This window comes from Lysobacter alkalisoli (genome assembly GCF_006547045.1).
In the GTDB taxonomy this organism is placed as follows: Bacteria; Pseudomonadota; Gammaproteobacteria; order Xanthomonadales; family Xanthomonadaceae; genus Marilutibacter; species Marilutibacter alkalisoli.
Window position 1 is genome coordinate 2,189,571 of the sequence record NZ_CP041242.1, and the last position, 12,746, is coordinate 2,202,316.

The 12,746-nt window shown below is 65.1% G+C and carries 17 protein-coding genes; 3 read left to right on the top strand and 14 right to left on the bottom strand.

Annotation, left to right across the window (positions count from 1 at the left end):
- Nucleotides 1-196 precede the first annotated feature (196 nt).
- From FKV23_RS09475 to FKV23_RS09500, 6 genes are all read right to left on the bottom strand, one after another.
- A complete protein-coding gene (locus FKV23_RS09475; protein WP_141623626.1) occupies nt 197-814 on the bottom strand; it encodes a thioredoxin family protein in 618 nt (205 codons plus the stop codon).
- Nucleotides 811-2,850: a protein-disulfide reductase DsbD family protein gene (locus FKV23_RS09480; protein WP_141623627.1), complete on the bottom strand. Its 2,040-nt coding sequence runs from the start codon at nt 2,848-2,850 to the stop codon at nt 811-813. Before FKV23_RS09480 ends, FKV23_RS09475 begins: the two co-directional genes overlap by 4 nt.
- Before the next feature lie 139 nt (nt 2,851-2,989).
- Nucleotides 2,990-3,910, bottom strand: a complete 921-nt coding sequence (locus FKV23_RS09485) for a M14 family metallopeptidase (RefSeq protein WP_141623628.1) — start codon at nt 3,908-3,910, stop codon at nt 2,990-2,992.
- Between the two features lie 59 nt (nt 3,911-3,969).
- Nucleotides 3,970-4,701 carry a hypothetical protein gene (locus FKV23_RS09490; protein ID WP_141623629.1) on the bottom strand — a complete coding sequence of 244 codons (732 nt, stop codon included), beginning with the start codon at nt 4,699-4,701 and terminating at the stop codon, nt 3,970-3,972.
- Nucleotides 4,702-4,918: 217 nt separating this feature from the next.
- Nucleotides 4,919-5,242 carry a YkgJ family cysteine cluster protein gene (locus FKV23_RS09495; RefSeq protein WP_141623630.1) on the bottom strand — a complete coding sequence of 108 codons (324 nt, stop codon included), beginning with the start codon at nt 5,240-5,242 and terminating at the stop codon, nt 4,919-4,921.
- Nucleotides 5,239-5,910, bottom strand: a complete 672-nt coding sequence (locus FKV23_RS09500; protein ID WP_141623631.1) for a class I SAM-dependent methyltransferase — start codon at nt 5,908-5,910, stop codon at nt 5,239-5,241. The genes FKV23_RS09495 and FKV23_RS09500 overlap by 4 nt, the downstream gene beginning before the upstream one ends.
- A gap of 204 nt (nt 5,911-6,114) precedes the next feature.
- Between FKV23_RS09500 and FKV23_RS09505 the strand changes: the two genes are divergently transcribed.
- A complete protein-coding gene (locus tag FKV23_RS09505; protein WP_141623632.1) occupies nt 6,115-6,384 on the top strand; it encodes a hypothetical protein in 270 nt (89 codons plus the stop codon).
- A gap of 111 nt (nt 6,385-6,495) precedes the next feature.
- The gene (locus FKV23_RS09510) at nt 6,496-6,861 is read left to right on the top strand and encodes a DUF1428 domain-containing protein (RefSeq protein ID WP_141623633.1); all 366 of its coding nucleotides are present in this window, start codon (nt 6,496-6,498) and stop codon (nt 6,859-6,861) included.
- A gap of 73 nt (nt 6,862-6,934) precedes the next feature.
- Here the strand turns inward: FKV23_RS09510 and FKV23_RS09515 are convergent, their stop codons facing one another.
- The gene (locus tag FKV23_RS09515; RefSeq protein WP_141623634.1) at nt 6,935-7,594 is read right to left on the bottom strand and encodes a DUF998 domain-containing protein; all 660 of its coding nucleotides are present in this window, start codon (nt 7,592-7,594) and stop codon (nt 6,935-6,937) included.
- A 58-nt stretch (nt 7,595-7,652) separates the two neighbouring features.
- Nucleotides 7,653-8,162: a nuclear transport factor 2 family protein gene (locus FKV23_RS09520; protein ID WP_141623635.1), complete on the bottom strand. Its 510-nt coding sequence runs from the start codon at nt 8,160-8,162 to the stop codon at nt 7,653-7,655.
- Nucleotides 8,163-8,458: 296 nt separating this feature from the next.
- Between FKV23_RS09520 and FKV23_RS09525 the strand changes: the two genes are divergently transcribed.
- A complete protein-coding gene (locus FKV23_RS09525; RefSeq protein ID WP_167285135.1) occupies nt 8,459-9,223 on the top strand; it encodes a helix-turn-helix transcriptional regulator in 765 nt (254 codons plus the stop codon).
- Here FKV23_RS09525 and FKV23_RS09530 read toward each other — a convergent pair.
- From FKV23_RS09530 to FKV23_RS09555, 6 genes are all read right to left on the bottom strand, one after another.
- Complete coding sequence (locus FKV23_RS09530; RefSeq protein WP_141623637.1) at nt 9,220-10,248, bottom strand: lysyl oxidase family protein; 1,029 nt, start codon at nt 10,246-10,248, stop codon at nt 9,220-9,222. The two genes, FKV23_RS09525 and FKV23_RS09530, sit on opposite strands and share 4 nt — an antisense overlap.
- A gap of 88 nt (nt 10,249-10,336) precedes the next feature.
- A complete protein-coding gene (locus FKV23_RS09535; RefSeq protein ID WP_141623638.1) occupies nt 10,337-10,717 on the bottom strand; it encodes a hypothetical protein in 381 nt (126 codons plus the stop codon).
- Between the two features lie 288 nt (nt 10,718-11,005).
- A complete protein-coding gene (locus FKV23_RS09540) occupies nt 11,006-11,227 on the bottom strand; it encodes a DUF6289 family protein (RefSeq protein WP_141623639.1) in 222 nt (73 codons plus the stop codon).
- Nucleotides 11,228-11,448: 221 nt separating this feature from the next.
- Nucleotides 11,449-11,874: a DUF1801 domain-containing protein gene (locus FKV23_RS09545; RefSeq protein WP_141623640.1), complete on the bottom strand. Its 426-nt coding sequence runs from the start codon at nt 11,872-11,874 to the stop codon at nt 11,449-11,451.
- Between the two features lie 132 nt (nt 11,875-12,006).
- Nucleotides 12,007-12,243, bottom strand: a complete 237-nt coding sequence (locus FKV23_RS09550; RefSeq protein ID WP_141623641.1) for a hypothetical protein — start codon at nt 12,241-12,243, stop codon at nt 12,007-12,009.
- A 73-nt stretch (nt 12,244-12,316) separates the two neighbouring features.
- The gene (locus FKV23_RS09555) at nt 12,317-12,727 is read right to left on the bottom strand and encodes a VOC family protein (protein ID WP_141623642.1); all 411 of its coding nucleotides are present in this window, start codon (nt 12,725-12,727) and stop codon (nt 12,317-12,319) included.
- Nucleotides 12,728-12,746: the final 19 nt, after the last annotated feature.

Below are 12,746 nucleotides of genomic sequence, written 5' to 3' on the forward strand. Positions count from 1 at the left end.
GCCTGCCGAGATAAGCCCGCTGAAACGGGCCTGCTGAAACAAGCCCGCCGAATCGAGCGAGGCTGAAGTATCGCGGCATAAGCAGACCAATCCGCCATCGGCAGGTTCCATGCCCCTGCCGATGCGCAACCGCCACAACCGGCGCAGCCCGTCCGGGCGGCGCCGCATGGCGACATGCCAGCCCCTCTTCAGGGCATCAGTATTTCACGGTGCAGCCATAGGGCTGGGTCGCCGGGATGGAAACCTGCTTGCCGCTCATGGCCTCGTCCAGCGCCGCGGTCACGTAATTGGTCGCCCCCGCGATCGTGGCCGGATTGGCTGAGTTGTTACTGTCGATTGCGCCGGCATAAACCACCGTGCCCTGCGGATCGATGATGTACATATGCGGTGTGGTCTTGGCCCCATAGGCCTTGCCCACCGTGCCGCTGGCGTCGAGCAGGAACGGTGCGCTGGCGGCCAGCTTGTATTCTCTGGCCACGTCGAGTGCCGCAGCCGGGGCCAAATGACCTTGCTTGCCTTCGGCCGAGGAGATCACCGTCAACCATTCGACGCCTTTCGCGGTCGCTGCCGCCTGGGTTGCCTGCATGTTGTCCGAACCGAGATAGTGCTTCTTCACGTACGGGCAATCCTTGTTGAACCACTCCAGCACCACCCACTTGCCGGTGTAGTCGGACAAGCGGTGGGTCTTGCCGCTCGCGTCGACAAGGCTGAAGGCTGGTGCCGGCTGGCCCGGCACGGCATCGGCGAAGGCGACGGCCGGCACCGCCACCATGACGGCAAGCAGCAGGCCGGGGATCGATTTGCGGAAGTTCATGAGCTGTCTCCTGTGGAATCGGCAGGGAAAAGATCGCGGATATCGCCGCGACCGAGAATCTGGGGCAGCACCCGCTCGGCGCCACCGTTGGCCGGATAGAACACGTACACCGGCACCGAGTTGCGGCCCAGTTCGGCCAGTGCAGCGGTAATCGCCGGGTCGTAGCGGGTCCAGTCGGCACGAACGCGCAGAACGTCGTGGTCGTCGAACAGTCGCAGGGTTTCTTCCGTATCCAGCACCACCGCCTTGTTCACCTGGCAGGTGATGCACCAGGCCGCCGTGTAGTCGATGAACACCGCCTGCCCAACGGCACGCGCCGCATCGATGCGGGCCCTGTCGTAAGCCTGCCAAGCGGACGCAGTGGCGACCGCTGTCGCCGGCGCCGACAGGCGGTCGGCATCGCGCACAGCGAACCCGAGCGTGGCCACCGCAAGCACCACGGCCGTCCAGCGCAGGCCACGACGCCGACTGCGCAACAACCACAGCGCGAACGACAGCGACAGCAGTGCGATGCCACCGAGCAACCAGCGGCCCTCGCCGCCGAGCCGGCCCAGCACCCACAGCAGCCACAGCACCGTGGCCAACAGCGGGAAAGCCAGCAGCTGGCGCAGGGTATCCATCCACGGCCCGGGTTTCGGCAGTCGTTCGACCAGTGCCGGGGTCGCCGCCAACAGCAGGAACGGTGCCGCCAGGCCCGCACCGAGGCCGAGGAAGATCGCCATCGCCTGCTGCGCCGGCAAGGTGGCCGAGGCTCCGAGCGCCGCCCCCATGAACGGCCCGGTGCACGGCGCAGCCACAAACACCGCCAGTACGCCGGTCGCGAACGACCCGCCCCCGCCTTTGCCCGCCAGCCGGGTCAGGCCGTGGCCGAGCTCGAACACGCCCAGGAACGCCAGCGCCATCGTCCAGAACAACAGCACCAGCAACAGCACCACCACCGGCGACTGCAACTGGAAGCCCCAGCCCACCGCCGCCCCTCCGGCGCGCAAAGCCAGGAACACTCCGCCCAAGGCAGCGAAGGTGGCCAGCACGCCGGCGGTATACAGCAGTCCTTCGCGCAGGCGCGATTGCAATCCCGTCCCACCGGGCATCCCGATCAGGCTGAACAGCTTGATCGCCAGCACCGGGAACACACAGGGCATCAGGTTAAGGATCACTCCGCCGGCAAAGGCCAACGCCAGCAGCCATCCGAGCGCGACCGCCCCCTGCGCGCCTCCGTCCGGCACTGCGGCCACGGCCCCGGATAACGTTGCGATGCCATCGAAGTCCCAGCTTTCATCGCCCTCGACCAGCACGAAACCCAGCGCATCCGGCGCCTGCATGCCCGCCTGGGTCGCAAAACGGAACCGCCAACCGTCCCCGCTGCGTTCGACCCGTGGCTCTGCCGGCGACACAAAGGCCCCGTCCTTCGGGTACAGCTGCGGCGGCGCCTGCCCCGATCCGCTCGCATCCAGCGAGAGGCTGCCTTCATCGACATGCGCCGCGCCGAGCGTCCAGCCGGAGCCGGCCCCGGGCTTCGGCACCCGTGCGGCGGCGGCGTCGCGCCGCTGCAGCGTCTCCGGCCGCCATTGCCCGCTCTCTCCGAGTGGGCGGTTCAAGCTCATCGTGGCGAAACCCGGGATGCATTCCTCCTCGCACACTAGCCATTCCAGGTCGACGCTCAGTTCGACCTGCTGCGCACCCTGCGCCGGCGTGACCTCGAACAGGTAGGCCACGCTCCCTTCATAGCCGAGGTTGGTCAGGTGCGCGACCGGCAACCGTGTCGGTGCCGGCCACTGTGGCGGCCCGACGGTCGCGTTTCCGGAGAAATCGAACCGCGGCTCGGCCCCCGAATCGCCGGGATTGAGCCAGTACACATGCCAGTGCGGATCGACCTCGAAATGCAGCCCGATCGTCTCCGGCTGCGGGCCGAAACGCTCCGGTACCAGCCAGGTCACCTTCACGTGGTCGCCTTCGGCCTGTTCCTGCGCCGCCAGCGGCAGCGGCAACAGGCAGAACAACAACAGCAGGGCTCTGGCGGACGTCGCGAAAGTCACACGGGCACCGTATGGGGCGGACTATTCCGAGTCTAACGTTCGAGCACGCGGTCAGGTTGACAGGCGCGATCGGATCACGGCTCCGGCCAAAAAACCGACGATGTCGCGGATGACGACCGCGCTCGGGGGGCGGAACCGTTCAATGCGCCAGCGCGTACCCGATCGCTGCACGCACCGCGGCCACCTGGGCGTCGTTGCATTGCGCGGGCGTCGCGCGCGGGCTGTCCGGATAGACCTCGGTGGTCGTGGTGTAGCGGGCGCCGGTGATGCCGGCACACAGGCCAAGCGACTTCAACGGGTATCGGATGACGCCGGGGGCGACCACGGGCGAGCCGATGATCTCGCCCCTGGCATCGGCCGGAGCGATGTGGGTGACCTGCTCGACCGCCGCGATGATCGCCTGCTGGAATTCCGGCTGCGGGTTCTCGCTGTCGTCGACCAGGTAGAAGCCGTCCGGGATCTCGCCCGGTTCGAACGGCTTGCCGTCACGCGCGGCCAGCGCCGGGCGGAACTCGGTCTCGTCGCTGTCGGTGGTCTCGTGCAAGTCGATATGCAGCACGAAACGGCCGAGCAGCGGCGCGACCAGACCCAGCAACGCCGCCGACTCCCCGGCAGGGCTGTTTCCGCGGAACGACCGGTTCGGATCGATTGCACCCGGATTCCAGCGAAGGATGCGCTCGTATGCCCATGGACTGACGCATGGTGCGACCAGAAGATTGGCCCGGCCGTCGTAGTCCGCACCATGCTGTTCGACGAACTGCAGCGCCCCATGGACGCCGCTGGTCTCGTAGCCATGCACGCCGCCGGTGACCAACGCCATCGGCAGGTCGTCGCGCCAGTCGGGATTGCGAATGGCGCATAGCGGATACATCCCGTCAGCGTAGTCGAGTCGACCGTACTCCTCCACGTCGAAGCGTCCGCGAAGGCGCTCGATGCGGGCAAGCACCTCGTCCGCGTAGCTGCGATGACGCACCTGCCGCGACAACCATTCCTGCTTCTCGGTTTGGCCCCAGGGTACGCCGGAAGTGCCGATCGGGTAGAAGGCGGTGGTGCTGGTCATCGCGTGTGCTCCGGGCGGTCTGATGGCGAGCCGGGCACTCTAGCATCGGGCGCCATCCGCTAGATATCGAACGGAAAGAACCCCCAGCAATCAGCGGTGTCGCGTGCCGTCGGCGCGCCGTGGGCAGCACAGATCTGGCGCGCCTGGACGATGGTGTCCGCATAGGCGGCATCGTTGGTGTCGGCCAGCGCGTGCGACATCTCGTGCAGGATCGTTTCCTGTTTGAGTTCGTCATCGGCGTTCCGGAACCGTACATTGAGCTGGATCTTGAACGCCAGATCCCGGGCGGGCGAGACCGTGAGCGGGACGCCGTTGTGCATGAACACGTAGCTCTGCGTGCCCCGGTTGATGTTGTTGCGCACGTCGGCCCAGGTCGCCTGGAAGCTGTTCGGATTCGCCGGGTCGACCTCGCCGTCGGGGCCCGGAAACACTACCGGCGGCCCGGCCGCCGCGTACTCGCCGGCATCGTGCTCGTCCCAATCCGCGTACTCGACGTAGACCGTCCAGGTATTGAGCGCCGTCGCCATGGCCGCGTACACGGTCTGCAGCGTGTCCACGAAGGTGGTGTCGCCCTGGCTCATCGCGGGCACCGGGCCGGGCCCGAACTGCACTCCGAAATACGTGGTGAGCGCCGTGCGTACGATGGCGGAATCGGCACTGGTCGGGTCCAGGAGCGTGTTGCGGTTGCGCGGCTGCAGCCATCCCGCCGCCGAACGTGCCAGGCCGATGGCATCGATGAAGTAGGTGTCCAGGCTCTCGATCTGCGCCTGCCCACGATAGATTCGCGTCATCTCCGGTTCTCCCGTTCGGGCGACATTGCCCGTCGGTGTTGAGAACGTCATGTGGCGCAGGCTGTGAACCACCCCGGGAAATGGCCTACGAGACCATTGTCCGGCCGGTTATCGACAACGGCTGAAGGCTGGGGCGCTCACCCGAGGCATCCAAGAGCACGCTCGAGGCGTGCACCCTGGACACCTCGACCGGCTGAACAGGCGGCCGGTCGCTTTCTCAGTCCGGCGCCAGCTCGAGCGGGATCGTCCGCTCGTTCCGCTGTCGGTAGGCTTCGCGTTCTTCGCGGCAGTAGGCGCTGCCCATCGCGAACTTGCGACAGATCGCCGGGCGCTGCGAGTAGATGCTGCAACACATGCGATCGCGGTCCACGGCCACGCACCAGCCATCCTCGCTGCGCGCCATCACATCCGGACCGCTCTCGCTGTGTTCGACCATGTGCGGGGGCACGTCGTCACCCGGCATCAGCACTACGGTCAGACGGCAGCAGACCGCATCGCAGCGACTGCAAGATACCGCCGGCTTGCGCGATGACACGGTCATGACGCAGTCACGGCGGCGGGGCGCCGGCAGTACAACAGGCGCCCGGGAAAAGGCTTCGTCTCGGCTTCGTCGAAGCGCATGCGCTCCTCACTGCATTCATAACCTTGGGCACGGATGGCACGAACGAAACGCGAACTCTGGCCGCGGCCGGGATCGACGATCACCAGTTCGGCAGCGGGATGGGCATGACGCAGCATCAGCGCGGAAAGCAGCGCGGCATGGCCGCGCTCGTAGAGAATGTCGCTGCCGATGATCAGATCGAAGTGTCCCAGCGTCGCGTCCGGAGTTGCCCACGGCAGGTCGTGGAAGGCAATCGCGGGCAAGCCATTGAGCGCGGCGTTGTATTCCAGGAAGGAGGACGCCAGCGGATGGTAGTCGCTGGCGGTGATGTCCGCGCCACGCCGCTGCAGCACCAGACTCGACAGCGCCAGCCCGCAGCCCAGTTCGAGGATCCGCTTGCCGGCGATGTCGAAGCTGCTCATGGCTTCGGCCAGCACGCAGCCGGCCGGCCACGGCTGGCCGAACAGGCTCCACTGAGCCGAGGAAATGCCGGCGCGATCGGCAGCACCCTCGCGATCGATGAATTGCTGGCGATCGCTCAATGCACGCAGTCGGTATTCCTCCCCGCCGATATGCAGGGTGAGATTGCGGGTGGTGTAACCCGGCATGGGCGCTCCGGAAGGGGCACTGTTCCGCACAGGGCGAAACAAGGGCATGAAAAGGAGCGAAGCGGGCGACTGGACGGCGGTCGGACGGGACGCGAGATGCAACGACTACAGGTACATCCTACTCCTTCCGACGCCGCCACCGAGGCCCGGCCCGCCGCGGGCGCGCAAAAGGCGCATACTCGGGTGCCACGCGGAGCCGAGCACATGAGTCACCAGACAGCGATGTTCAGGTTCACCCTTGGCAGCGACCAGAGCATAGGTCCGTCCGACCTGAAACGGCTGTGGTCGCGTGCCTGCGGGACCCCCAACGTCAGCGTTGGCCGCAGTCAGGGCCTGTATCCGGCCGACAGGCCCACCTACTCCCTGTATGCGCCGCAGCACCTGGAGAACCTGCCAGAGGTCGAACAGCGGCTGCGGCGGATGCTGGAAGAGAGCAACCTGCGCGCGTCGCTGATTCCGGCCTACCACAAGTAGGTCGCTTCGTTCGGCGCAATCGCGCCGTGTCGGGATGTCGATCTCGGCCCTTCACACTCGTCGAGGACCGGAAGGCGCACATTTCGTGTCAGCCCCGACCTGGAGATTGCCATGTCCTATGTCGACGGATTCATTCTTGCAGTGCCCACCGCCAACAAGGCCAAGTTCATCGAACATGCCCGCACCGGCGACTCGATCTTCATCGAATACGGCGCGCTGCGCGTCCTGGAATGCTGGGGCGACGACGTCCCCCACGGCGAGCACACCGACTTCTTCGGCGCGGTCAAGGCCAAGGACGACGAGACCGTCGTGTTTTCGTGGATCGAGTGGCCGGACAAGGCCACCCGCGACGCCGGCATGAAAAAGATGATGGAAGGCAACGACCCGCGCATGGACCCGGAGAAGAACCCCTGGCCGTTCGATGGCAAGCGCCTGATCTACGGCGGGTTCGTGCCGGTGATGGAGCTGAAGAAGTAAGCCCCGGCAGTCCAGTCCTACCGGCCGTCGTGCGCGACACCGGCCGGTAGGATCGTCCGGCGGTTTCCTCGCCCTACGGAACCTCCAGCCGACTCTTCCCGGCCTGCACGTGTATCGGGCCGGCCGCGCCTGCCCGCAACCAGTTCGCCGCCATTCCCAACCACAGCAGGATGGCCGCGATCTCGGCCTTCTGGAGCAACCCGCGCGGCGCATCGCGCCACAAGGCAAGCACCCACACCCCCGCGAACGCGATCGCCGCCAATCCGAACGCCACCGCGAAACGGTGACGCCAACGAACATCGCCGCGCAAGCGCCACGCCTGCAGCAGCATCGCCACGGTCACGCACAGGAACGCCGCCTGTGCCGCAAGGCCATGCACCAGCGATTCGAGCGTGATCGGGTCTCCACGGCGGCCAGTCTCCGCCACTGCCGTGACCGCAAGCGCCACGCCGGCGCATACGAACAACAACAACGGCGCGGCACTTCGCGCGCCCGGCTGCAGCGCCCGGTACCAGCCGCAACCGAGCAGCACCATGGCCGCCGCCAGCGCAAAGTACGCACCCTGCACCCACAGGCCATGCGGGTCGAGCAGGTAGAAACTCAGCGGTGTGTGCAGCCAGTCGAGGTCGGTCCGAACGAACTGCGCTGCCAGAACGACCAGGGCGAACACGAGCACGCCGGCCAATGCAGCTCTGCCGAGGTGACGCGACAGTGCGGGAGTGGTTTCTGTCATGACAGGAGTATCGCCTGCAATCCTGGTCCAATGCACCACCGAAGCGGATACTTCCCGCCTAGGGCGTACGGTGGTCGTAGCTGAGGGCACGCACGATCTTCCAGCCGGTATCGCCCTGCTCCCATACGTGCACGAACCTGGCGATCTCGATCAATTGCTCCTGTCCGCCCTGCTCCGTGAGATAGAACCGGTGCATACCTTCCTGGATCGCGCCATAGTCGCGCACCGGATATACCTTGAGGCTGCCTTCCACGATTTCGCGCCGCAGCTGCACCTGACGGGAAGCGCAGCGCTCGCGGGTCATCCTTTCCATGCCGCTCCTGCCTCGCGTCAGGCCGCCCTTGTCGTGGTAGAACTCGATGTCCTCCTCCAGCATCGCCATCTGCCTGTCCACCTCGCAGGCGTTGAATGCCGCGAAGAGCTCGGCATCAAGTGCATTGACCCGCTGCGCCAGACTGTCGCTCTGCGCCGCGTCGGCTTCATCCGCCTGAGCCGGTGCCAGATATGCCAGCGCGACTGCCGATGCCAGCATCAGGCGCCAGATCGATTGATATGGGATGGTGCTCATGGGCTCTCCATGGTTGGAGTGGTCGATCGGTATCGCAGAGTGAATCAACCGAACGGCGTTGCATCGTCCCAAACGTCAGAGGGAAATAGGTCACGGGCAACGGGGTCTTGAACAGCTGGGGATTCCATGGCTCCCCGTTTTTGTTCCTGCGACGGTATCGCGTACGGGCCATGAGGGAAGGTGGAAGAACCCCTTCGCACAGTCCGTCAGACCATCCCAGGTTCCCGAAGACACGCATGTCCGCCATCAAACCCATCATGCGTTGGTACCGGGTACCACGCCATCAGGTGAGGACGATGTACGCAGAGAATGCCTGCCTGGCGCAGGCCACTCGCCCCGTCCGTGGGGCGAATGCACGGTGCAATGCCACCGCCGGTACCGCACCCATCACGGTGATGGTCTGTTCAGGCCGTGCCGCGTTGCATGCCACGGTACGCGCGATGCAGGCCGACACTCCCGGAATCCGTCTGCTGGCCGGCCCATGCGATGGCGATACCTGCCTGCGCAGCTGTGCTGCGCCCACCGCGCCCCAGATCCTGCTGCTCGACAAGGACTGGCTGGACATCGCCGGCACCCGACTTCTTTGCCTGCTTCGCGAACGCTGCCCGCGAATGAGGATCCTTCTGGCCTGGGACAGGGTGCCGTCGACGCTTATGAGCGACGTGACGCACCACCGCCTCGATGGCTTCCTGCCGGCCACCAGTCCGCCCGAGGTCTACCGCAAGGCGATCAAGGCGGTCATCCAGGGCGAATTGTGGCTATCGCGCGAGTTGATGACCCGGGCCATCGTAGCGCTGCATATGGAGCTGCATGCTGTCGAACGGAATGCCGATGCGAATGACGATGCGCCGGTTGCCTGTATCGCCGGAACGCTCACCCCGCGTGAGGCCGAAGTGGTCGTTCACCTGCGTCGCGGCTTCACCAACAAGGAAATCGCGCGTGAACTCGGGATCATGGAAGACACCGTCAAGAAACATCTGAAGAACATCTTCGCCAAACTCGGCGTGAACCGGCGCACCCTTGTCGCGCTATACCCGGCCAGCGAGTGCGTCACAGGCTAGTGTGGTGTCACGAGGAAGGCATCGAACAGCACGCTGTCGCCGACACGCAGGTTCCATAGCGGCTTTCGCCCCGGTTGTTTCTTGTAGGGCACAGTGATCGTCGCGCTGATCGTATCAACCGTATCGGTATCCGATTCCAGTACCACGTCGCTCGCCACCGGCCGTGGTCCATTGCCTCCCTCGAACCGGACCTTCATGCCCGGGGTGAATCCGAAGCCGGAAATGGTGACCTGCACACTGGTCCCCATCCTGGCCGAGTCCGGCGTGATCGATGTCACTCCCGTGCAATTGCCGGAGCTGTCCAGAACGGTCACGGTACTCGGGCGGGTGACCGAGAACAGCAGGCAGGACATATTGTCGGACTTGCTTTCCTCGACCAGAAGTTTCTTCGGGTCGATCTCGATCCTGAGCTGGTAGAGGCCGTCCGGATAATTGCTGAAGTCGAATGCCTGGCCATCGAGGTGGGCCCCATAAGTGTCGCCCCAACCCACCGACATGCCTTGCAGTTCCTTGTTGCAACTGGTGTAGAAGGCCGTATCCGACGCGCCCGGAAGTGAGGTATCGACCCGCGTGTTGTCCATGATGCAGAACGTGGTCTTGGCACCTGCGCGCGACGAGCCACCCGAAGCATTCAACGGCTGCAGCGTATACAGCGCGAAGTCGTTGAAATGGATGTGATCGTGCTCTTCGTGGTACTCCATGGAGCCGGAGTAATGCAGTGTCGAACTGCCATCGCTGCTGTACACCACCTGGTAGACCTGCTGCTTGCCCGAACCGGTCTCCACCGGTCCTGCCGCGACCTCAAGCGGGCCACGTCCGTTGTTCCAGCTGGTGGCGGCGAAGCGCAGCCACTCCCGACCCTCCGCGTCCGTGACCAGCGACAAGTCGCTGGCCGGCAGCGATACAAGATTGGGGGTCAACTCGACGACCCGTTGCGCAAGCGCCGGACCTGCAGCCAGAACGGCGCAGATCGCCAGCGCCAACGGACAAAGCCTGCGAACATGAAAGTGAATCTGGTCCATCATCCAGCCCTCGAAACATTGCCAATGGATCGATATGCCCCGCCTGATCGAGGGGCTCCGCAGAGCCCACTCTCACAGGCGTCGTTACCGGTCACTTGCAGTCCGGATCCTTCTTCGGATCGCACGGCGGGGGCGGAGGCGGTGGCGTCGTGCCACAGCTGAAATCGGACAGCACCAGCCTGCCCGGCAGGTCTGTCGAGGCCCCCAGCAGCGCGCCTGACGCGATGCAGTAGAAGTGCTGGTTGTTCTTGTTTACCGACGATGCCGAAACGCTGCACACGTTCCCGGACGACCACATGGCATCAAGCGTGCCCGCGGCTGCGCCACCGGTCTGGTTGTTGACGAAGTGCCAGGTGCCCGTCGCGTCACCGCAAGACTGCCCGCTCAGGTTGCCGATGTCCGCCGCATAGGCCGCTCCACCCATGCACAAGATGACTGCAACAGCCAGGAACCACTGCTTCTGCTTGACCATGTCCAGATCTCCTCGCAGCCCGGTCGTGGCGTTGGCCCGACCCGGGGCCGAAATCCGGCAGCCGACGCCGCTGCCAGGCGGTCGACGCGCCGAGCGACGGCCGACACCTGCAAGGTCCCAGCATCGATGCGGGCAGACAATTCCCCGAAAGAGGAGGAAATGGACGCTGCATTGCCTCGTTTCCCGTCGCCACGCATGGCGTGGCCGGTTCACTGTGGCGAATGCGTTTTATCCGGAAGCACGAAGGCCGGTTCCCCGGCCTTCGTGTCCAGCCATGGTGGCGCCAGCTCAGCGCGGATTGCAGAACAGGCTGCCGTTCTTGACCGCGGACTTCGTGCGTTCGCCCTCATAACTGAACTGACCGTCGCAGCCGATCACCCAGGTGCCGACGACGTTGCCATTCGCATCGAGGAACACACCCATGTCGCCGTTGTTGCCATAAGCGGCGATCGCGGTACCGGCTGCGAGTGCGGTGGCCAGGCCAAGGCCGATGACGAGTTTCCTGCGCATTCGATGTTCTCCTTGTCTCTTGGAAATATCCTGCTCGGTGACCCGACGACCGCTCGGGCCGTGGATCGATGCCAGGCTTGCTGGCGATTGGGACGAATACAACATGCGACGGCCCGCCGACGAGACGGGTTGCACGAAACGACCCGGCACCGGGCCCGGGAGTGACGGTGGTCGCGGTTCGAGGACCGGTGCGATACGCCCGGGTTGTCGCCTCCCGCGGGCTAGCCGGCCCTGGAGGTGTTCAGCGCCACGGCGGCGCGGATGAGGGCCTTCAACGCCTTTTCGTCGATCCTGTCGCCCTCGTGGAAATCGATGGCGCGACGGGTATTGCCTTCGAGGCTGGAGTTGAACAGGTGCGCGGGATCCTCAAGCGAGGCACCCTTGACGAAGGTCATCTTCACCACGTTCTTGTAGGTCTCGCCGGTGCAGATCATCCCATCGTGCGACCACACCGGAACCCCGCGCATCGCGTTCGACGGCTTTCGCCATTTCACCTCCTCCACCACATCAGGGTCGGCCTGCCTGATCAGCATCCGGATCCGGGCAAGCATCTGGTCCCGCCAATCACCCGGATCGCTGACCCCTTCATCAACCGGCCGGGAGGGAGCACTCCCGTTGGCCTTTTCCTGCATGTCGCTCTTCTTCATGGGATTCCGGTCCTTCATCGATGTCGTGTCGTGGTTGCTGCACCGTTCACATGCGTTCGCCAGGCAACTGGCTCGCTTTTCCGGCCTTTGCCGCCGTGTCGTGCACGTTTCTTCCTGTGCTTCTTCTCGCGCTCACACTTCCCCGACGGCCCGCCGCCTTCCGCGCCACCGGATCGCATACGGCAACACGAACAGGTACAGACCGGTCAGCAGCAGCAGGGCGAGTGGCACCAATGCCAGCAGGTAAACCCAGAAGGCAGGCTCCTTGCCGCCGGCCGTGGACACGGCCACCACGTTGACAATGACGCCCACCGTGAATGCCATGGACACCCAGCGGTGGAACTGTCGGATCCAGTTACTCCAGCTCATTGGAATCTCCCTTGACAGCGCATATGGAAGGAACGGGGCCGTGCGGACGGCCCAGCATGGCCATGCGGCTCGTTCAGGCCACCTGGTTGATGCGGACGTGATTGCCGGCGGGGTCACGGAAGGCGCAGTCACGCACGCCATAGGGTTGCTCGGTGGGCTCCTGGATGACTTCCGCACCACTGGCCTGCAGCCTATCGAAGGTGCCGTCGAGGTCGGCGCTGGCGAGGATGATCATCGCGTAAGTGCCCTTGGCCATCATTTCTGCGATGGTGCGGCGCTCCTGGTCAGTCAGGCCGGGCGTGGCGGCCGGCGGGTGCAGGACGATGCAGGTGTCGGGCTGGCCGGGCGGGCCGACGGTGATCCAGTGCAGCCCGTTGTATTCGACATCCTTGCGGACCTCGAAGCCGAGGGTGTCGCGGTAGAAGGCCAGCGACGCGGCCGGGTCGTTGTGCGGGAGAAAGGTCGAGTGGATGGTGATGTCCATGGCGTCACGCTCTCTTCGA

Bases quoted from the DNA above. Each gene is read 5' to 3' on its own strand.
- FKV23_RS09475 (WP_141623626.1), bottom strand. From the start codon at position 814: ATGAACTTCCGCAAATCGATCCCCGGCCTGCTGCTTGCCGTCATGGTG.
- FKV23_RS09485 (WP_141623628.1), bottom strand. From the start codon at position 3,910: ATGACCAGCACCACCGCCTTCTACCCGATCGGCACTTCCGGCGTACCC.
- FKV23_RS09490 (WP_141623629.1), bottom strand. From the start codon at position 4,701: ATGACGCGAATCTATCGTGGGCAGGCGCAGATCGAGAGCCTGGACACC.
- FKV23_RS09495 (WP_141623630.1), bottom strand. From the start codon at position 5,242: ATGACCGTGTCATCGCGCAAGCCGGCGGTATCTTGCAGTCGCTGCGAT.
- FKV23_RS09500 (WP_141623631.1), bottom strand. From the start codon at position 5,910: ATGCCGGGTTACACCACCCGCAATCTCACCCTGCATATCGGCGGGGAG.
- FKV23_RS09505 (WP_141623632.1), top strand. From the start codon at position 6,115: ATGAGTCACCAGACAGCGATGTTCAGGTTCACCCTTGGCAGCGACCAG.
- FKV23_RS09510 (WP_141623633.1), top strand. From the start codon at position 6,496: ATGTCCTATGTCGACGGATTCATTCTTGCAGTGCCCACCGCCAACAAG.
- FKV23_RS09515 (WP_141623634.1), bottom strand. From the start codon at position 7,594: ATGACAGAAACCACTCCCGCACTGTCGCGTCACCTCGGCAGAGCTGCA.
- FKV23_RS09520 (WP_141623635.1), bottom strand. From the start codon at position 8,162: ATGAGCACCATCCCATATCAATCGATCTGGCGCCTGATGCTGGCATCG.
- FKV23_RS09525 (WP_167285135.1), top strand. From the start codon at position 8,459: ATGTACGCAGAGAATGCCTGCCTGGCGCAGGCCACTCGCCCCGTCCGT.
- FKV23_RS09530 (WP_141623637.1), bottom strand. From the start codon at position 10,248: ATGATGGACCAGATTCACTTTCATGTTCGCAGGCTTTGTCCGTTGGCG.
- FKV23_RS09535 (WP_141623638.1), bottom strand. From the start codon at position 10,717: ATGGTCAAGCAGAAGCAGTGGTTCCTGGCTGTTGCAGTCATCTTGTGC.
- FKV23_RS09540 (WP_141623639.1), bottom strand. From the start codon at position 11,227: ATGCGCAGGAAACTCGTCATCGGCCTTGGCCTGGCCACCGCACTCGCA.
- FKV23_RS09545 (WP_141623640.1), bottom strand. From the start codon at position 11,874: ATGAAGAAGAGCGACATGCAGGAAAAGGCCAACGGGAGTGCTCCCTCC.
- FKV23_RS09550 (WP_141623641.1), bottom strand. From the start codon at position 12,243: ATGAGCTGGAGTAACTGGATCCGACAGTTCCACCGCTGGGTGTCCATG.
- FKV23_RS09555 (WP_141623642.1), bottom strand. From the start codon at position 12,727: ATGGACATCACCATCCACTCGACCTTTCTCCCGCACAACGACCCGGCC.